We start from the raw sequence: 19,707 nt of genomic DNA, 5'->3' as shown, positions 1-19,707 counted from the left end.
CCGTTACGAGAAACGGGCCTACACCTACCTCGGCACCGTCACCCTCGCAGCCCTCATCATCTGGCTCCGAACATGATCCAAGAAACAGTGCCTAGAGGATGGTGCCGTCGTCTCTGTTGGCGCCCAGGACGTCCAGGCACAGGCCGAAGGCGGTGTGTTGAGGGTGCCGCCGGTGGTATCGGCCCAGTTCTGGTTGGCGGCGCCGGTGCAGGCGACGAGGGTGACCTGGGTGCCGGGGGCGGTTGAACCGCCGGTGGGCATGACGCGAGGATCTTCAGCGTGCCGGTGGTGGCGTCGCTGGTGGTGGCGGGGGCGAGCTGGAAGCGCTGGGACTTCGTGCCGTGGCACGAAAACAGCTGAAGGCGTGTGCCGGCGGCGGTGTTCGCGTGTTCAAGGTCGAGGCACTTCCCGGCCGGGCCGACGACTTGGCCTTCGCCGTCCTTGCCGAAGCCGGAGACCTTTCCGACCTTGCCGTCCCAGGTCCAGAAGAGGGTCTGGGTGTCGCCACCGTAGGTGCGGCTCGTGGTGTGGCCGGTCGAGTCGTAGAGGCTGGCGGTGCTGTCGATGGCCTTGCTGTTGCTGATGATGCCGGTGAGGGTGTGGGGCTGCTTGCGCACTCCGGAGCCGGAGGGGTCGATGCCGTAGGCGTAAGTGCTGGTGACATCGCTCGTGGTGTCCACCTTGCCGCCGCTGACGACTGGGGCGGCCTTGTGCTCGACGAGTTTGGTCCTGTTTCCGAGCGCGTCGTAGCTGTAGGTCTGCCAGTAACCGTCGCCTGCGTCGGTGACGTTGGTCCCGGCCACCGCGCCGGAGGCGTCCTTGACGAGCGGGGCACGGATGCTCTGGCCGGAGGCGAGGCAACCCGGGTTGGGTGATGTCCGTGCTTCGGTGAGCTGGCCGCGTGCGTCGTAGGTGAAGCACTGACGGTCGGCGTTGACGGGTGCGTCGGGGGCATCGGAGGTGGGGCTGGCGTCGGTGAGGCTGGTGACGTTGTCGGCGTCGCCGTAGCTGTAGGTGCGGTCGTTGACGCGATGGCTGTCTGCGGTTTCACGGTCGGTGACGGTGCGTTAGAGCTGGCCGCTGTCCTCGTCGAAGACGTTCGTCGACCAGACCCGGTAGGGCTGTTCGCCGGTGACAGCGCGCAGCACTTCGCCGAAGGGGCTGTAGGTGGTTTCGGCGGTGTACCAGTCGAGGCCTGAGGTGGGAGAGGGCAGGCCGTCCTGGTTGTAGCGGGTGACGACCTTTTCCTAGGCCAGGCCGCCTGCGGCGGGTTCGGTCACGGACTGGAGCAGGCCGGTCCTGGTGTATGTGTAGGTGTAGCCGTAGATGCCCGTGAGGCCCCTGGCCGCGGCGGTGTCCGGGATAGTGATGATCTTGCCGGTGGGGCGATATTCAGCGTCGTAGCCGGTGATGGTGGTGGTGTAGGCGGCGCCGTCGGTGTAGCGGGTGGTCGAGGTCGGCTGGCCAAGGCCGTCGCCGACCTGGTCGTAGGTGAAAGAGGTGAGCGGGGTGCTGGTGGCGTTGTTGAGACGCTGTCCGGTCGTGCGGCCCCGCGCGTCGTAGCCGGTCCACACGGAACAATCAGTGGCGGACCTCGGCACTGGCCTCCAGCATGGCGGGCGCCCTTCAGGGCGGCCGAAGATCGCAACAACCGGCCGTATGGCAAGTGGGCCGCCGACGACACATGACGGTCGTCCCCTAGGGCGGCCGAAGATGGCAACTCCTGCAAGGACGGACCGGCTGTCGAGCAGATCAAGGTGACGGTCGCCCCTCGAGGTGGCAGAGGATCGCAACAGCACTTTCAGCACCCAGCGCTGACCGGTGCACCGGTATGGCGGTCGCCCTTCGGAGCGGCCGAGGACCGCAACTCCGATTCCATGGGTCGGTGATCCGAGGGGCTGCAATGGCGGTCGTCCTTGGGGGCGGCCCAGGATCGCAACTTGGTCATGACCGGGGACACGGGCATGACCAGTCACCATGGCGGTCGCCTCCGGGGCGGCCAAGAATCGCAGCACCGAGCTGCCGCACCTGGGGCGCATCGTGCTCAGTATGGCGGTCGCCCTTCAGGGTTGCCGTGGGACGCAATCTCCGCGTCCGCCTCGAACGCGGCGCCGCTCGGCTGCGGTGAGGAAGATCGGGATCAGCCTCAGACCAGCCTTCCCGGCCAACCACTAAGGACGACCGCATTCCTTGGGTCGCCGTGAGCCCGCTGATGCTTCAGGCCGCATCCCAGAGGCCGGCGTCCAGAATTCGAGCTGCCTCGGTGATGCTGTTTCACCGGACTCATGCTGACCACTCGCCGACTTCTCCGACGCGCCGCCAGGATTGCAGGAGAGCTTCACCGGCCCTCCTGGGCCCCACCGCGACCACTGTACAAGCCTCCGCAGCGCCTCCCGAAGGGTGTCCGTGATCACCGTCACACCGCCGCGGGCGCAAGGTGGTTCTCAGACGAGCTGCCACGTCCGGCCGAGCTGCGCGTCGGTAGGGCGGCCGGGCAGGCCGGCGAGGGCGTGGGCGAGCGTTTCGTACACGGTGAGGGCATCGCTGAGCGGCGCCTGGCTCTTTGCCAGGGACTTCTGCAGGCGGTACAGGTGCGTGAACGCCTGCTTGACGTTCCGTTGCCGGAGCGCCGACTTGATCTGGGCGGCAGCCTGGAGGGTTCCGTAGTCGGCCTCACCGGGCGTCTCCTGCGGCGACGCCAGGAGTTCGGTGTGGGTGCGCAGGAATCGCTGTGCCGTTTCGGTCTGTTGTGGTTTGAGCGACAGGGTCTCTTGGGGGTCGGCGCCGACCAGGACGGCGAGTTCGAGGACATCCGGCGTGAGACCGTCCCCCTCACCCGCGACCGGGCCCACCAGAAGGACATCGGGGGCCTGTTGTGGCAGTGGGCCCAGATGCGGTTCGGCGAGCAGCAGGCGCAGGGCGAGCAGCTCGGACTCGACTGTCGAGGAAGGAGCGACGACGCACAGTTCCGCCTGGCGCGCCGTCGGGTCGACGACGGCCAGAACCGCGGAGGGGCTGACCCGTACGGGGATGCCATGGCCTGCGTGCGACACGGTGCGCCGCTCGCGGTCCCACTGGACCGTGTGGGGGCCCTCGGGGACGAAGGCGGCCACGGCGAACGATCCTGCACCGACGTCCGTGTGCTTGTCGGCCAGACCTAGGGCCATGGCCGTCCGCAGGTACTCCGCCTGGGCCTCGGCCGCGTCCAGCCCGTCGGTGGCGCCGGTCCTGATGGCGCGTCCGCCTCCGGTGACGGGAGGCGACGGCCAGTGCTCCGGTCCCTCCTCCCCGTCGACCGGGGCCAGCGCGAACCGGACGGGAAGGCCGACCTCGCGGGCGAAGACCAGGTCGGTCGCGTCGTGCCCGGGGTTGACCAGGACGGCCCCGGTGCCGAACTCCGGGGCGACCCAGCTCGCGGTCCACACCGGCAGCAGGTCGCCGGTCAGCGGATGGCGGCAATAGCGGCCTGTGAAGGCGGACGTGCGCCCGACCGGGAGCCCGGCGCTCAGTGGGTGCCCGCGATGTACGGCCACGGCGCAGCCTGCCGGGGTCGGCGACCAGTTGGTGGTGAAGATCGTCAGCGCGTCCCCGGCCGTCTCGGGGTCTTCGAGGGGAAACGTGAACAGCGCGCCGGGCGTGCGGCGCAGGGCCCTGCGGTGGCGGGATCTCGTCGACTGCGGCCACGCTCCGTCCTGCTCGGAGCCGACGCGCTCACGAGCCGCCGGAGTGGGCACATAGCGCAGCTCGTCCCCGTCCAACGGCTCGTCAGGGCCGGTCAGTCCAGCCGCGGTGACGATGCGGGCGAGAGCGGCCACCGGATCGGCCGGACCGGTGGTGGCGGGGGTGTGGCCGTCCAGTGCGGCCATCCGGTCGAGGAGGCCGGCCAGACCCCGGCAGCGCAACGTCGTCAGTGGTGCCCGGGGGTCGGGCAGGGGCAGTACAAGGCGGTTCACGATGGTCTCCGCAGGGCGGTCAGGCGCGGTGCGCGGCGATGTGGTCGACCGCGTCGCCGACCGTGGTGAAGGTCTTCACCCGGTCGTCCGCGATCACGACGGCGAAGCGCTCCTCGGCGGCGACGGCGATCTCGAGCATCGACAGGGAGTCGGTGCCCAAGTCGTCGGCGAAGGAGCTGTCCTCGCGGATGTCGCCGACGGGGACGCCGGTGATCTCGCTGATGATCTCGGCGAGCGCGGCGGTGACGTCGGCTCGGGTGATGGTGGGCATGGCGGTGCTTCCTTCGACAGTGGGGAGATGGGCGGGGGGTGTCACAGGGTGCGGACGAGGCCGCCGTCACAGCGCAGGGCGACTCCGGTCACGTACGACGCAGGGGCGCTGCACAGGAACGCGGCGGCAGCGGCGAACTCGGCGGGGTGACCGTAGCGGCCGGCGGGGATCGCGGCGACCGATTCGCGTTCCACGTCCGCCACGGTGCGGTGCGTGCGCTCGGCGTTGGCGGCGTCGACGGCCGCGGTGCGGTCGGTTCTGATCCGCCCCGGCAGCAGGAGGTTGACCGTCACGCCGTCCGCGGCGACCTCGGCGGCCAGGGTCTTGAGGTACCCGGCGAGCCCTGCCCGGCCCAGATTGGACAGGGCGAGGTTGGCCAGCGGAGCGGCGACCCCGCTGGAACCCACGGCGAGGATGCGGCCCCAGCCGCGCGCCCGCATGGCCGGAAGGGCCAGCGAGATCAGCCGGATGTGCGGCAGCACGGTCGCCTCGATCGCCGCCCCGACGTCCTCGACGGTGACGTCGGCCGCCTGGCCCGGCCGTGGTCCCGGGCCGTTCAGTACGAGGACGTCGGGCGCGCCGAAGGCGTCGACGGTGGCCCGGAAGAGTTCTTCCGGGCCGTGCGGGGCCAGCAGGTCGGTTTCGACGCCGATGGCCTGCGGGAGGCGTGCGGCGATCTCTTGCGCCCTCGCGCCGCGTCGGCCGGTGACGACGGTCTTGGCGCCCTCCGCGGCGAGGGCCGAGGCGATCGCCCCGCCGATGCCCTGTGTGGACGAGCAGACGAGGGCGGTACGGCCTGTGAGTCCGAGATCCATCAGGACACCTCGTCGACCTGCGCGCCCGGCGACAGCCGCGGCCGCGCCGTCCGCTCGACCAGGGTGTTGCCCAGGACGGCCAGCAAGGCCCCGACGAGCATGACCACCGTGCCGCTCAGCTGCACTCCGGTGAACGACTCATCCAGGAAGACCGTCGAGAAGAACGTGCCGAACACCGGCACCGTGAACATCATGACCGTGGCCGCGGAAGGGCTGACGTCGCGCAGCCCGCGGTAGTAGAAGAGGTAGGCGATCGCGGTGGGTCCCACCGCGAGGAAGACGACGTTCGCCCAGGCCGGGCCGGGGACCGAGGACCAGGCCACGTCGTCCGCCGTCGGCGCCGCGAGCACCACAAGTCCCAGCCCGCCGACGGCGGTCCCCCAGGCCGTCGTCCGAAGCGGGGGCAGGCCCGCGAGCAGCGACTTCGACAGGATGCTGTACGCCGCCCAGCACGCCGCCCCGGCGACGAAGACGAGGTCGCCCAGGAGCCGCGTACCAGAGGTGTCCCCGCCGGCCCCGAGCAGGAAGACCACCGCGCCGGCCAGGCCGATGAGCAGGCCCGCGATACGCGCCCACGACGCCTTCTCACGACGCAGCGCCAGCAGCGTGGCGGTGGTCAGGATGGGGCTCAGCACGGGCACGATGATGCTGCCGTCGAGTGCGGGAGCCAGGGAAAGCCCCCAGAAGAAGAAGAAGTTGTAGGCCGACACGCCGAGCAGGCCGACCAGCCCCGCGCGGACGGCGGCGGAGCGCCCGATGGGGGCGCTCCGGCCGCGCAGCACGGCGGCCAACATGATCAGCAGCACCCCTCCGCCACCGAACCGGAGCGCTGCGGCCATCTGGTGCGGCATCGCGCCGACGACCTCTTTGGAGCTGGCGAACGCGCTGCCGAACATGACCATCGTCACGAGCAGATTCAGATAGGGAGCCGCGGCGGGGGCCGCCGCAGCCGGACGCGTCACATCGGATGTCATCGCTTCCCCCAGCGTCTAGCGGCCGGCGACCCGGTCCAGGATCTTGTCCCCGTCGGTGCCGCGCCGCACGCTTATGATCTTCTTGTGCGGGTCGCTGTCCATGACCAGAGGCAGGACGCCCGGCTGCGTACCCTTGTCGGCGAACGGCGACCACAGCGGGCCGTCGTGGAGCGCGCGGAGGTCGGTCAGGCTCAGCCCACTCAGACGCTCCAAGCGCGCGGCGAGCCCCTCGTGGGATTCCTTGCCCGCCAGCAACGCGCGGATGCGGTCCTCCTCGGGCAGCAGCTCGGGAAACTCCCCGGCCAGGTAGTCGTGCAGGTTCGCCGCGCGGCCGGCGAAGGGCGAATAGACCATGCAGACCAGCTGCTCGGTGTCGACCCCGAAGGCGTCCTCGGCGTAACGGGTGGCGGCCTCGCGCATCCGCTCGACGCCGGCCTCGGTGCGGTAGCGTCCCGCGATCTCCTCGACGAGATGCTCGGGGAAGTGCTTCTTGCGCATCAGTTCCAGGGCGAAGTCCACGTACTGGGCGATGCCTTCGCCGTAGCTGCGCCCGTACGCGCGCTCGGTGCGCAGGCCCCGCAGGTGCGCCATGAGTGCCGGGTTGGCGCAGTCGGACTCGGTGAAGTTGAACGCGATCTCGTCGAAGACGAAGCCGAGGAAGTCCGTCAGCAGGCGCCAGTGCGCGCCCGAGGCGTAGCTGGTGTAGTCGTAGATGGAGAAGAACTCCAGCGTCGCGGGGACGTCGGAGGTCACGCCCCGCTCCGCGATCCGCTCGGCGTTGCCGCCGTGGATCTCCTGGAAGTACGCCTGCGCCAGTCCGTCGAGGGTCTCCAGCGTCCCCTGGAACCGCTTCTTGCTGTCGGCGGGCTTCTGCCCCGCGCCGCGAGCCAACTGACGTATCCACAGGGCGTAGTCGCGCTGCTCCTGCGGTGAGTCACCGGTGATGATCAGGTCCACGCCCGCGCCGTGGCGGGCGGCCACACCGAACGAGCTGGCCACGTTCAGGTTGCAGGCGTTGCAGAAGGTGGCCCGGCCGTCGCCGTAGCTGCGGTGGCCGGACATCAGCATGTCGGTCCGGTTGAAGGCCACCAGGCGGTGCGGCATGCTCCGGTCCCGGTCGAAGGGGACCACGCGGTCACGCTCGATCAGCAGCAGCTCCACGTCCGGGTCCTCGTACAGGCCCAGCGCCTGGTAGGTGCGGTCGATGTTGAGCATCACCTGATACGGCATGCCGCCGTGCCGCATGGTGACCACCCGCAGGTTGAAGGTGGCCCCGTGGCGCTCGGCGAGGGCCAGGTGGACCGCACGCACGAACGCCACCGCGTACGCGCTGTCCTTTCCGCCGCCGTAGGCGACCATGACGGTGTTCCGCGTGAGGTCGTCCTTGTGCGGAAGGGCTTCGTGCAGTTCGGTGACGCACTCCTCGATGGCCGGAACGTCCTTCTCCGGCAGTGCGCCCCTGAGGTTCGCCAGCACTGCTGCGCGCATCTTTCCTCCTGGGGGTTCTCGTTACGGAATCCCCTTGCGGGGCGGTGAATTCGACACCTGGACCGTAGAGCGTGAAGAGGGGGGTTGAGTGGCCCCGGACCCCGCGATGCAACGAAAGGTGTAGGCCGCGCGGCACCTCCCCTCATCCTTGGGCGCATGCCGCCCCGGGGCGGCGCCACCTGATGCAAGGTCGGAACAGATCCGCGGTGACCCAGCGGACCCATTCCCAGCCTTCAGGAGGACGAAGATGCAGGAACACCGCGCCCCGCAGTTCCCGGTACCAAGGGTCGAGATTCTCGATGCGACGCTGCGGGACGGTTCCTACGCAGTGGACTTCCAGCTCGATGAGACATTCGTACGGAAGTTGCTCCGTCAGCTCGAGGCCACCCCCATCACCAAGGTGGAAGTCGGGCACGGTCTCGGATTCGAGGCGGAGCGGTCCGGGATCAGGGCGAGCAACATCGATCTCCCGCGATGGTGCGAGATCGTCGGAGAGGAGCTGCCCACCACGCCCTGGGGGATGTTCGCCCAGCCCGGTTTCAGCCGGCTCGAGACGCTCACCGACCTGTGCAAGGAAGGCATGTCGTTCGTACGGATCGGTGTGGAGCCCGACAAGGTCCGCAACCACCTCGACTACATCGAGCGAGCCACCGAGATATGCGGCGAGGTCTATCTCAACCTGATGAAGACCAGCAGCACCCCCGCACACGATCTGCCCGAACTCCTGCGCGGCATACCCGATGTGGCCGGTGTCTACGTGGTCGACTCCTGCGGCTCGATGATGCCTGCCGACGTGCGCCGGTACGTGAATGTCGCCAAGGAGATCTGCCCCGTCGTGGGATTCCACGGGCACGACAACCTGGGGATGGCGAACGCGAACAGCATCGCCGCCTACGAAGCGGGCGCGGCCATCGCTGATGGCACGCTCGACGGTATCGGGCGTGGCGCGGGGAACGCGGAGACCGAGTCGCTCGCCGGAATCATGCGCCTTCTCGGTGAGGACCGTTTCGACTACAAGGAACTGGCCCAGCTCGCGCACTTCTGCCGCACCAGTCTCGAACTCCTTCCTGAGGACCGCAATATGCAGGTCCTCGGCGGCGTCATCGGAATCCACTCCGGATTCTTCCCGTTCATCGACCAGCTTTGTGAAGAAAAGTCCGTCGAACCGGCCCCGCTGATGGAGACCGCCGCCGGCCTGGCGCGGTACAGCGCCGAGAAGAGCGATCTGCGGGCTGCCGCGCAGCAGCTGTGCCGCCAGACGGTCGCGGCCTGAAGCGTCACCGACACCATTCGAGAGGAACGCCATGCGATTGGCACGCATCAACACCGAGGACGGCCCACGGACGGTAGTGGCCCACGGTGACCGCTGGATGGAGCTCTCCGCCCTTGAGGCCGCCGCGGGCCGACAGCTGCCGGCACGCCTCGGCGACCTGCTGGGCACCGTGCAGCGGCGGGAACTCGCCGAGCTCATCGAGCGGGCGACGGAGGCCCGGCCGGTCGAGGTCCGCCTGGAGGACGCCGCCACCATTTCCGACACCGGCGACATCTGGGGCGCGGGCCTGAACTACCTGGGCCACTCCCAGGACCTCAGCGCCCAGCAGCCCGTCTCCGGCCCCGGTTCGTACCTGCGGCCGCGGGGCTGCCTCATGGACAACGGCGGGGAGATCGGACTTCCCACGCACAGCAGCCGGGTGACCGCCGAGGCGGAACTCGGGCTCGTCATCGGCACGGAGTGCAAGAACGTGTCCCGCGAGCGGTGGCGGTCGGTGATCGCGGGCGTCACGGCCGTGCTGGACCTGACCGCCGAGGACGTCATCCGCGAGAACCCGCGGTACATCCCGTGGGCGAAGGGCTTCGACACGTTCTGCAGCGTGGGCCCCCAGCTGGTCACGCTCGACGAGTTCGACGACGTGGCGCTGCGGTCGACACGGGTCTCCACCGTACGCAATGGGCAGGTCGTCGCGTCCGCGCCCGTGGCGGAGATGAAGTACGACCTCGCCTACCTGGTCGAGTACTTCACCGCCGGACGCACCCTCACGCCCGGCACCGTCATCTGCACCGGCACCCCGGGGGCGGCCGTGATCGAACCCGGTGACTCGATCAGCGCCGTCGTCGAAGGCGTCGGCACCCTCTCCCACTCGGTGAAGGGCTGAGACCGTGACCGTACAGCACCTCTCCATCAAGGACGCCCTCTTCCAGGCCGTCGAGCACCACCCGGACCGGCCGGCCGTCCAGACAGAGGACGGCACCGTCACCTACCGTGAATTCGGCCGCCGGGTGAGTGAGTTCGCCGAGGAGCTGGCAACGCTGGCGGCACCGGGCGAGTTCATCGGCATCGAGGCCGTGCGTACCCTGGCCTCCGTCATCGCCCTGGCCGCCGCACTGCGCGCAGAGCGCCCGTTCGTCTTCCTCGACCCGCGCGACAGCCCTTCCTCCAACCACGCCAAGGTCTCCTCGCTTGCCGTCGAGTGGATCGCCGAGACCTCCGCGGCGGCGGACTCCCCCGTGCTGGTGCCCACTCCCGTGGGGTGGCGCACCAACGCCGAGGACCGCGCCGAGCCGGTCGGCACGCCGATCGCGCCGCCCGAGGACCGGGTCGGCTACGCCATCCACACCTCGGGGTCGACCGGTGAGCCCAAGTGCGTGCTGGTCAGCGCCGACCCGTTGGCCAAGGTGATCGCGGACCACGTCCGCGCCCTGGAACTGGGGCCGAAGTCCCGCACGCTCCAGTTCGCCCGGCTGACTTTCGACGGCTGCCTCACCGAGATCCTGTGGACGCTGACCTCCGGCGCATGCCTGGTGGTGCTGGGCGAGGAACACCTCAGCCCTGGCGCGGTCCTCCGGTCGACGCTGGAGAACTACCGCATCACCCACCTGAAGACCACCCCGTACGCGCTGACCGCGACGGATCCGACAGCGGCGATGAGCCTGCAGCACGTGCTCAACGGCGGCGGGGCCTGCCGCCCCGCGGTGGTGCGCAAGTGGTCCGAGCGAGCACACTTCCACAACGCCTACGGGACCACGGAGAGCACCGTCTGCAACCTCCTGAGCGCGCCCCTGGACCCCGACGACTGCACCGGCGGCGTACCCCTGGGCACGGTGGTGGGGGACTGCGGCGTGGAGATCGTCCCGCTGCCCGGCGCGCAGGACGAGCCCGCGACCGGCTTCGGCCCCGCCCGGGGTGAGTTGGTCATCACCGGCCCGAGTGTGGCCATCGGCTACCTCACCACCCGTGGCCTGCGCCGTTTCGCCGACGACGGGGTGCCGGCACAGCGCATCTATCGCACGGGCGACATCGTCGAGGTCCGCGACGGCCAGTACTACTTCGTCGAACGGCTGGACCGTCAGCTGAAGGTCCGCGGTTACCGGATCGACCCCGGAGAGATCGAAAGCGCGGCCTGCCGGCTGGACACCGTCGTGGAGGCGGTGGTCGACGCCGAGGCGTACGACGGTGACGACAACTCGGTGGCTGACGCCCTGGTGTGCCACTACCAAGGCGAGGCGACCCCTCGCGCACTGCGTGCGCACCTGGAGGCCGTGCTCGACCCGTACAAGGTCCCCTCGGTGCTGCACCAGGTCGACGCCCTGCCCTACAGCCGCAACGGCAAGGTCGACCGGGACGCCCTGCGCGCGGACCGCAGGCGGGCGAGCGCGGCGGCGCGCGACGCCCGGCCGCGGGAACAGGTCCTCGCCCTGGTGCAGCGCCTGACCGGCGTGGCCGACGCGGGCGTGGAGGACAACTTCTTCGACCTGGGCGGCGACTCGGCCTCCACGGTCATTCTCGTCAACAAGCTCAAGGAGCTCGGCTGGATGGACGCAGGCGTCCGTGACGTTCTCAGGGCCGAGAACCTGAAGGTGCTGATGGACCGCGTGCAGGAAAGGGAGGGCTGAAGGACATGTGTGGTGTGTGCGGGACCTACTCCCCGTCCGGCGTCATCGACCGCGGCCTCACCGCGGCCATGCACGCCCAACTGGTGCACCGCGGACCGGACGAGACGTACTCGCTGAACACGGAGTCGATCTGCGCGAAGCTCGGCCGCCTCGGCTTCACCGGCCTCACCGACGGCTGGCAGCCCGCGGAGGACCGCAGCGGCCGCTACGTCGCCATGACCAACGGCGAGATCTACAACGCCGGTACGCTGCGGGCCCGGCTGGGGCTCGGCGTGCGGGGCAACGGCGTCGACGTCTGCGTCGTCCCCGAGCTCTTCGCACGGTACGGAGTCGAGGGGCTGCGCCTGATCGACGGACAGTTCGCCACCGTCGTCCTGGACCGCGCCGAGAACGCCCTCCATCTCGCCCGCGACCGCTTCGGCATCTGCCCGATGTACTACACCGAGGTCGACTCCCAGGTGCACTTCTCCTCGGAGCTCAAGCCCCTGGTGCGGTGTGTCGACCGGGCCCGAAAGGTGGATCTGGGCGCGGTCGACCAGTACCTCTCCCTGGGCAACATCGTCGCCCCGCGCACCCTGGTCGAAGGGGTACGGGCGGTGCCCCCGGGGTGCGCTGTCCGGTTCGACGGCGACGGGAGCCGGACGGTGCGCTACTGGCGCTACGGCGAGTTCACGCAGGCGTCCGAGCCCGTCACCGACGCGGCGTTGCGGGAGGCGCTGCGCGCGTCCGTCCGGGACCGCCTCGAGGCGGATGTGGAGATCGGCGCCTACTTGAGCGGCGGCTTCGACTCAACCGCGATCGTGACGGAGGCGGCGACCCTCTCGGCGCAGCCGGCGCGCACGTTCTCGGTGGTCTTCGACGACCCGGGCCTCGACGAGGGCCGGTTCCAGCGCGAGGTGGCCCAGGCCGTCGGCAGCAAGCACGAGCAGATCGTGTGCCGCCACGAGGACATCACCGCCCGGTTCGAGGAGATGGTCCGGCACTGCTGCTACCCCCAGCGCGAAACCTACAACGTCGCCGCGATGATGCTCGCGGGCAGCGTAAGGGATGCGGGAATCAAGGGCGTGGTGTCCGGCGAGGGCGCGGACGAGCTGTTCTACGGCTACGACTCCTACGCGTTCGACGGCCTGGCCCGTTCCCGCCGTACCTCCCGCTCCGAGAACGAACAGGCATGGGGGCGGCCGGACTTCGGGTGGGAGGTCGACTGGGACAAGGTCGCCCGCCGACGGGAAGGCTTCCTGGCGCCCTCTGTGCGCGAGGCCCTGGTGGGCGATGAGTTCTGGCGCTCGCGGCTCATCCCGTTCGCCGACGACGAGGTGCGGCAGCTCTCCCGGATGCAGCTGCGCTCCATCGCCGATGTGTACGTCCAGATGTCCGGCCACCTGCTCGGCGACCACGGGGACGCGATGGTCATGCGCCACTCCGTGGAGGGCCGCTACCCGTTCCTGGCCAACTCCGTCGTCGACCTCGCCCTGAGGGTCGAGGACGCTCGGAAGATGGCCGATTTCGAGGGCAAGGCGTGCCTCAAATCGGCCTACCAGGGCAGAGTGCCGCAGTCCGTCCTGCAACGCGGAAAGCACGGCTTCACCGCCTACGACCTGCAGTCCAGCGCGGACGACCGCACCTGGGACGACTGGCGGGCTTTGGTCGAGGCCACCGGCCTGTTCACCGCTGGCTGCCTGGACCGGCCGGCCGAGGCCGACAAGTGGGACTTCCGGATCAGCGCGATCAGCATCGCGTTGATCATGGACGAGCTGGGTCTGACCCTGTGACCACGAGGGGACTTCCACCGGTGACCACGGAACATCCCCGCATCCTCGTCCTACCCGGGGCGGGATCCTTTGGCGGGGAGCTCAAACCGCTGCTGGACGAGCTGGGGGCCTGCGCCCGGCTCGCCCGCTACCCCGGCCGGTTCGGCCGTGACTTCGGCAGGGTGACGACGTTTCCCGAGGTGGTCGACGCATGCGCCGACCAGGTGGAGAGCCTGACCGCAGGACGGACAGTCCTGGTCGGCCACAGCTTCGGCGCGTACGTCGCCCATGCCACAGCGGCGGAGCTGGAGCGGCGCGGGACCCTCGTCCACGCGCTGGTGGTCGTCGGTGCCGACGCGCCGCGACTGCTCGCCGTCTCGCCGGACCTGGGCTCGGACCGGTCGGCCGCCGCGGCCTATCTGGAACGCATCGATCCCGGCCTGCTGCCGGACCCGTCCGACGAATGGCGCGATGTCGTCCTGGACACCGCCATGCAGGACCTTCGGCTGCTCGCGCACTACAGCGCCGCCCCGCAGCCGTATCCGCGATGCCCGGTCTTCGCCGCCCGGGGAGAGACCGACCCGCTCACCTCCGACGCGGGCCTGAGGGAATGGTCCGGCGCCACCGCCGGACCCTGCGTCCGGCGCGCCTTCCCCGGCGGCCACTCCGGGCTGCTGACCACCCCCGCGTTCGCCGATTGGCTCCGCGCCGTCGCCGCCCGAGCGTGAGACCAGGTCCCGCTCGAAGAGATTCCCGGAGAGAAAAGAGAGAGGAGCCACGTTCCGTGAACAGGCGCGATGAGCGTCTCCCAGGCACAGGTGGACGACTGGTGGTCGTCGGTGGCGGAGCCTCCGCCACCGCGGTGCTCCACCAGCTCGCACGGCACCCCGACGTCCGGCCCGACGCGGTGACAGTGGTCGACCCCCGGCCGGCCGGGTTCGGCCTGGCCTTCGGCACCACCGACCCGCGCCTGCGCTGCAACACCTCCGTCGATGTGACCTCGCTGCACCGGGCCGGTCAGTCCGACCTCCTGCGCTATCTGTCCGGGCGGGGGTGGCCGGTGAGCCGCGCCGACTTCGTCCCGCGGGCACTGGTGGGCCAGTACTGCCGTGAGCGTTTTGCCCAGATGCGAAGTACGCTGGCGGCCCGCGGATGCGCGCTGCGCCAGGTGACGGCCAGGGTCGAGGCGGTGCGATCCGCCGTACGGCCTGGGCAGGGCTACCTCGTCACCCTCGACGACGGAAGCACCCTGGACGCCACGGACGTGGTGGTGGCTGTCGGTGGTGACCAGCCACGCGTTCCGGAACAGCTGCGCGACCACGCGGACCACCCCGACCTCCTGCCCGGTCCCTATCCCTCCGCCCGCCTGCGTGCACTGCCCGAGGACGCCAGGCCATTGGTCCTGGGCACCAAACTGTCCGCGATCGACGCCGCGCTCGTGCTGTGCACGGCACGGCGGCAGATCACTCTCTGCTCCCCCTCGGGCGAGCTCCCCGCCGTCCGCGAACACCTGTGCCGCCCGGCCCGCCCCACCGGTCTGCTCGCCGGGCTGCGTACGTTGGACCACCGGTCGCCGGATTTCGACCGCGCGCTCACCAAACTCCTGGTCCGGGCCGTGCGCCAGGCGTCCCCGGGCCCCTCACCAGCCCTGGGAAAGCAGTTCGGCACCGAGCCCGAAGCCCTCCAGCGGCTCGGCACCGAACTGCGGCAGACCGAGGCGGGCGCCAACGCCTGGCAGTCCGTCATCGCCGAACTCATCGAGGCCCTGAACGACTGGACGCGGGGGTGGCCGCACCGCGACCGGGACCGCCTGCTCGCCCGTTTCCGCCCCCTGATTGCCCGCCATATCTCGGCCATCCCCGTCTCCAGCGCCCGAAGCCTGGCGCAGCACGGGCTCGCCGGGCGCCTCACGGTACGGCGGGGTACCCCCGTGCTCGCCCCCGCGCCCGGCGGCGGCTGGCACGCCCGGTGGCATCCCGAGGGGCGGGCCGAGCACTACACCCATGTGGTCGCGGCGTCCGGCTACCGGCCCCCCGCCGTGTGCACCCACGGGCCCGACCTCCTCGCCTTCGGTACGGCCGCCTGCTCCGCCGACTGTGCTCCGCCCCCGACCGACGCCCACCTGAGGCTCACGCCGCCCGGCGACGGTGGACCGGAGCGGATCTGGATGGTGGGAGCCGCGGGCGGGGCCCGCACCGCCATAGTCAACTACCTGTGGACCGCGGCGGCTCAGGCGGAGGTAGTCGCGCGGACACTGGCCGCCTCCTGACCCCTTCAGGCATGCACAGCACCACCCGACCTCCTGCTACGAGAGGCATCCTCGTGTACGTACTCGTCGACCCCGTCTCCACCGGCCGTGAGCTCGCCGCCGCCTTCCGCGAGGAGGGCGCCCGCGTCCTTCACCTCTACGAGGCCGCCCTGCACGCCGAACACGCCCTCGACACCGGCCCCCACACTCACCTGCTGACGCAGAACGGCCCCGGCGCGGTACAGGAGGCGGCCGAGCTGCTGCGCGCCCATCCGGTCGCCGCGGTGATCGCCGCGAGCGAGCGGGGCGTACGGTTCGCCGACGCGCTCGCCCATGTGCTGGAACTCCCGCACCACGAGCACCGATTGGCCGCCGCCCGCCGCGACAAGGAACTCATGGTGCGCGCCCTGGAGGACGCCGGCGTTCCGGCCGCCCGCACCCGGACCATCGCCTCTGTCGCCGAACTCGACAAGGTGCTCGACGCGTGGGGCACCGCTCCCGGCACACCGCTGGTGATCAAGCCGCGGGACAGTGCGGGCAGCGACGGCTGCACCGTGGTCACCGGCCGCGCCCAGGCACACACCGCCGTCGAGACCACGCTGCTGCGGTCCAACCTCATGGGAGAGACCAACACCGACCTGCTGGTTCAGGAGTACTTGGCGGGCACCCAGTACATCGTCAACACCGTCAGCATGGCCGGCCGCCACCTGGTCACGGAGGTCTACCGGGAACGCATCGACACCCGCGACGGTTCCCCCGTGCTGCGCCACATCATCTCCCGTCCGGAGCTCGACGAGCGGGAGCACACACTCACCGACTACGTCCTGCGCTGTCTGGACGCCCTGGGCATCAAGGAAGGCGCCGCCCACACCGAGGTGATGCTCACCGCCGCCGGACCACGACTGGTCGAGGTCAACTCCCGCGTCATGGGGCCCTCCCTGACCCCCGACCCGTACCACGCCGCCTTCGGCTACAGCCACCAGCACCTGGTCGCCGAACGTTTCCTGAGGCCCGAGGAGTTCGCCCGCCGCTTCGACCTCCCCTACGGCGGGGGCCGCACCCTCGCCAAGATTTTCCTGCGCGGCTTCCGCGACGGGGTGCTCGCCTCCGTGGAGGGTGCGCGCACTCTGCGGCGCCTGCCCGGCTTCCACTCCATCGACCGACTGCCCGCCACCGGCGCCGCAATCCCCGACCCGACCCTGACGACCGGGGCCGCGGGCATCGCCTACCTGGTCCACGAGGACGAGGACCTGCTGCGCAACTCGCTGGAGTTCGTCCACCACCTGGAGGACGACGACGCCTTCTACCGGATGGCCGACGCCCCTACCCTCCCGCACCATGCCCCCGGACCCGAAGGAGCGGTTGCCCGATCGTGCGCGCACACTCCCTCATAGCGTTCTCGGTACTGATGCAGGCCGCCGCCGAGGCATTCCTCTCCGGCCGCATCAGCAGCGGTGACAGCCTTCGCTTCTCCCTGCTTGCCTTCCTCGGCTGCACCCTGCTGTTCTTGACGGCCGGCCGTACAAACCGCACGACGGGCCGCGGGTCTGCTGAAATCTCGTCAGGTCACCACGAGTGGCGGTCGTTCGCTGTGCTCAACGTGGCCAGCGCGGTGACTTTCCTCGGCCTGTATGTGGCGCTGGTGTGGGTACCGGCGGCATTCGCAGCCAGTCTGATGGCAGGCATCGGCCCCCTGGCCGCGAGCACCCTGGCCCGTCTGTCGGGAGAGACCCGGCCGGCCGCCTCCTGGGTCCGCTCGGTGGGCCTGTTCGTCGCCTCCGTGCTCACCGCGGCAGCCGTGCAGCCCTCTCTGCTGGACACCTCGTCCTGGCAGTCCGGCCCGGCCACGAGCGCCGTCGGTGCCTGCCTCGCGCTGCTCGCGGGGATCGGCGCCACGGTCCTCGCCCGGCTCTCCCGTCGGCTCGGGGAACGGGGAATCGCGCCGTCCGTCGTGATGGCCCACCGCTTCCACCTGACCTATGTGCTCGCCGCCCTGGCCCTGACCAGCGACCAACTCGCCGAGCCGCCGCGGCTGGAGTGGGGAGTCACCGCCCTGGTCGCCTTCGGCGGCGTGGTCATCCCGCTCTACGCCCTCCAGATCGGCGCCCAGCGCACCGCGGCCCCGGTCACCATGGCCCTGCTCGCGACCCAACCGGGCCTCGCCTACCTCGTGCAGGGCGCCCTCGGCCATCCCCTGACCGTGCCGGGCACGCTCGCCGTCGCCCTGTTGCTCCTCGTGGCGACCGCCGTGGTCCGCGTCGAACACCGCCTCCCCCGCACCCGAGTGGTCACGGCCCCCGAGCTGCCCAAGGAGAGCGACGGCGCGGCCTCAACCAGGGGTTTATGACAGCGCCTTGCGGTTGTGTCACTGATCCAACGTTGGTTGTAGAAGGCCCCGAAGCGCCGGGGGGCCTTCTACGCTCCCGCCCATGGTTGCTTTCACCCAAATGCCTGACGTTCCTCACTCGGCCAAACCGTCGAGCACCTACCACACCGTGCGTACGGTCCGCCTGTGCTGGACGGAAGCACGTCCGGCCGTCCAGCTCGCCTTCCTCCTACGGTTCGTGACGGGAGCGGTCTTCGCAGCCCGGGACGACATCGACCTCCTGCGGCTGCTGGTTGGAGCGTCCGCCTGGTCCTGCGCGAGCCTCTTCGCGTACCTGTTCAACGGCGTGATGGATGTGGAGGAGGACCGCCGCAACGGGTCCGACCGCCCCATCGCCCGCGGCGACCTCTCCCTGCGCCGGGCCGCCGCGATCGTGCTCGCGGCGGCGGTGTTCGCCCTGGGGCTGTCCGCCGCGGTCCCCGGACTGGTTGGCTGGGTCTTCGTCTTCCTGGCACTGGGCTGGGCGTACTCCGCACCGCCCCTGGCGGCGAAGCGGGCGAGCCTGCCGTGCGCGCTCGTGGTGTTCGGCCTCGGCTGGACGTCCTATGCGGGTGGCGCGGCCACGGCCGGGAACGGCCTCGACGCCCCCGCTCTCGTTTTCGCCGGCGCCATGGCCGCATGGATGGCCCTGGTCGGTGCCGTGGTGAAGGACTTCAGCGACGCCGAGGGCGACGCGCAGGCCGGGCGGCGCACCCTTGCCGCCACCCGCGGCCCGCTCGTCGCCCGGCGGCTGGCGGTCGCGGGGGCCGCGGTCGTCGGCTTCGGCGCGCCCGCCGCCGCGTGGACCTGGACGCCCGCAGTCCTGCCGGGCACCGTCCCGCTGGCCCTCGGCGCCGGATGGGTGATCGTGCGCTGCCTTCGCACGGGGCACACCGAGCACCACACCCGGCACGCGCGGCGCGGCGCCTACCGGGCGTTCATGGTCACGCAGTACGTCGCGAACGTGGTCATGCTCGTGACGCTCCTAACCGCCCGGTGACGCAGAGTCATCCCCGCTCCGCGCCCTTCAGCACGGCGTCCATACGGGATGTCGCCCCGAGCTTGTTGAAGATGTTGTGGAGGTGCCGCTTCACGGTCCCCTCGCTGATCTCCAGCTTGCGGGCGATCTGCCGGTTGGTAAGAGCGCAGGCCACCGCGTCGAGGACCTGCCGCTCCCGCGTGGTCAGTCCGTCCGGGCAATCAGCGCTCCCCTCCCCCGCCGGCCCGGCAGCCGTGCGCGGCTGCGGCTCGCGGAGGCGGGCATCGGCGGACGGAAGGATGCGATCGCGCGTCTCGTCGTATCCCTGGGTTCCGGCGTAGAGCCGCACCGACGTCGCAGCCCTGAACGCCGCGTTCGCCTTCTGCCAGATCACCACCCGCTGCTGCGGCGGTGCGGACATCGAGGCGAGCTGAACGGCGGGCTGAACGGCCGACCACAGCACCTCGGTGGCGCGCACCGACTCCGCCACGGGAATCCTCTGCAGGGCCCGGTTCGCGCCGAGCAGCCTGGTGTACTCCTCCGCCTCCGCGGTCTCGGGCAGGCATCCGTTCTCCAGGGCGGCGATGCAGTCCTCCATGATCGCCACCGCTTGACGCTGGCACGACCGCCACAGCTCGGGCCGCTCGGCCAGCACACTCCCCACACGTTGAAGGCCGGCCTGATAGCTCTCCAGCACCTCAGGTATGGCGGCCCGCAACGCCTGCGCGGCCCTCCGGTGACCGCCGTCCGCCGCGGCTCTCCCTCGGACAGAGCGCTCCGGGACGGTGACAGCGAGGCGACTTACCGAATGAGGGCCGAGACTCATGCATCCTCCACTTGATCACTGTGCTCGAGCAGGGGGCAACCGGGCGTAGCTGTACGCACCCGCCCCCTTGCCCACTCGGATCACCCAAGGGCTACCGAACCAGGCTCATCCGCCGGATAAGCCCTGGTCAGAGGGCAGCGTAATGG

At 70.4% G+C, this 19,707-nt stretch carries 17 protein-coding genes; 9 read left to right on the top strand and 8 right to left on the bottom strand.

The window, feature by feature from the left end; genetic code table 11:
* Nucleotides 1-56: 56 nt before the first annotated feature.
* From ACZ4MU_RS32305 to ACZ4MU_RS32275, 7 genes are all read right to left on the bottom strand, one after another.
* Nucleotides 57-803 (bottom strand): hypothetical protein, encoded by a 747-nt coding sequence (locus ACZ4MU_RS32305; RefSeq protein ID WP_467883091.1) that lies wholly within the window; start codon nt 801-803, stop codon nt 57-59.
* Between the two features lie 444 nt (nt 804-1,247).
* Nucleotides 1,248-1,574, bottom strand: a complete 327-nt coding sequence (locus ACZ4MU_RS32300) for a hypothetical protein (protein WP_467883090.1) — start codon at nt 1,572-1,574, stop codon at nt 1,248-1,250.
* 870 nt (nt 1,575-2,444) lie between these two features.
* On the bottom strand, nt 2,445-3,953 hold the full coding sequence (locus ACZ4MU_RS32295; protein WP_467883089.1) for a hypothetical protein: 1,509 nt from the start codon (nt 3,951-3,953) through the stop codon (nt 2,445-2,447).
* 19 nt (nt 3,954-3,972) lie between these two features.
* Nucleotides 3,973-4,224, bottom strand: a complete 252-nt coding sequence (locus tag ACZ4MU_RS32290) for an acyl carrier protein (RefSeq protein ID WP_467883088.1) — start codon at nt 4,222-4,224, stop codon at nt 3,973-3,975.
* Between the two features lie 41 nt (nt 4,225-4,265).
* Nucleotides 4,266-5,039 (bottom strand): SDR family oxidoreductase, encoded by a 774-nt coding sequence (locus ACZ4MU_RS32285; RefSeq protein ID WP_467883087.1) that lies wholly within the window; start codon nt 5,037-5,039, stop codon nt 4,266-4,268.
* Entirely contained in the window at nt 5,039-6,013 is a 975-nt protein-coding gene (locus tag ACZ4MU_RS32280) for a DMT family transporter (protein WP_467883086.1), read from the bottom strand. Before ACZ4MU_RS32280 ends, ACZ4MU_RS32285 begins: the two co-directional genes overlap by 1 nt.
* A gap of 15 nt (nt 6,014-6,028) precedes the next feature.
* The gene (locus ACZ4MU_RS32275) at nt 6,029-7,501 is read right to left on the bottom strand and encodes a PqqD family protein (protein ID WP_467883085.1); all 1,473 of its coding nucleotides are present in this window, start codon (nt 7,499-7,501) and stop codon (nt 6,029-6,031) included.
* Nucleotides 7,502-7,748: 247 nt separating this feature from the next.
* Here ACZ4MU_RS32275 and ACZ4MU_RS32270 point away from each other — a divergent pair, with 247 nt between their 5' ends.
* From ACZ4MU_RS32270 to ACZ4MU_RS32230, 9 genes are all read left to right on the top strand, one after another.
* Entirely contained in the window at nt 7,749-8,774 is a 1,026-nt protein-coding gene (locus tag ACZ4MU_RS32270) for a beta/alpha barrel domain-containing protein (RefSeq protein WP_406550973.1), read from the top strand.
* Nucleotides 8,775-8,805: 31 nt separating this feature from the next.
* Nucleotides 8,806-9,654 (top strand): fumarylacetoacetate hydrolase family protein, encoded by an 849-nt coding sequence (locus ACZ4MU_RS32265; RefSeq protein WP_467883084.1) that lies wholly within the window; start codon nt 8,806-8,808, stop codon nt 9,652-9,654.
* 4 nt (nt 9,655-9,658) lie between these two features.
* Nucleotides 9,659-11,392 (top strand): non-ribosomal peptide synthetase, encoded by a 1,734-nt coding sequence (locus ACZ4MU_RS32260; RefSeq protein ID WP_467883083.1) that lies wholly within the window; start codon nt 9,659-9,661, stop codon nt 11,390-11,392.
* A gap of 5 nt (nt 11,393-11,397) precedes the next feature.
* Nucleotides 11,398-13,164, top strand: coding sequence for an asparagine synthase (glutamine-hydrolyzing) (gene asnB, locus ACZ4MU_RS32255; protein ID WP_467883082.1), 1,767 nt, complete (start codon nt 11,398-11,400; stop codon nt 13,162-13,164).
* 20 nt (nt 13,165-13,184) lie between these two features.
* Complete coding sequence (locus tag ACZ4MU_RS32250) at nt 13,185-13,871, top strand: thioesterase II family protein (protein WP_467883081.1); 687 nt, start codon at nt 13,185-13,187, stop codon at nt 13,869-13,871.
* 56 nt (nt 13,872-13,927) lie between these two features.
* Nucleotides 13,928-15,412: an FAD/NAD(P)-binding protein gene (locus tag ACZ4MU_RS32245; protein WP_467883080.1), complete on the top strand. Its 1,485-nt coding sequence runs from the start codon at nt 13,928-13,930 to the stop codon at nt 15,410-15,412.
* Between the two features lie 11 nt (nt 15,413-15,423).
* A complete protein-coding gene (locus ACZ4MU_RS32240) occupies nt 15,424-16,785 on the top strand; it encodes an ATP-grasp domain-containing protein (protein ID WP_467883079.1) in 1,362 nt (453 codons plus the stop codon).
* Nucleotides 16,764-17,738, top strand: a complete 975-nt coding sequence (locus tag ACZ4MU_RS32235) for a hypothetical protein (protein ID WP_467883078.1) — start codon at nt 16,764-16,766, stop codon at nt 17,736-17,738. The genes ACZ4MU_RS32240 and ACZ4MU_RS32235 overlap by 22 nt, the downstream gene beginning before the upstream one ends.
* Nucleotides 17,739-17,838: 100 nt before the next feature.
* Nucleotides 17,839-18,756 (top strand): UbiA family prenyltransferase, encoded by a 918-nt coding sequence (locus tag ACZ4MU_RS32230; RefSeq protein WP_467883077.1) that lies wholly within the window; start codon nt 17,839-17,841, stop codon nt 18,754-18,756.
* Nucleotides 18,757-18,763: 7 nt separating this feature from the next.
* Here ACZ4MU_RS32230 and ACZ4MU_RS32225 read toward each other — a convergent pair whose 3' ends face one another.
* On the bottom strand, nt 18,764-19,399 hold the full coding sequence (locus ACZ4MU_RS32225) for a helix-turn-helix domain-containing protein (RefSeq protein ID WP_467883076.1): 636 nt from the start codon (nt 19,397-19,399) through the stop codon (nt 18,764-18,766).
* Nucleotides 19,400-19,707: the final 308 nt, after the last annotated feature.

This window comes from Streptomyces sp. NPDC026377 (assembly GCF_055567715.1).
This window is presented reverse-complemented; position numbering and strand designations above follow the sequence as displayed.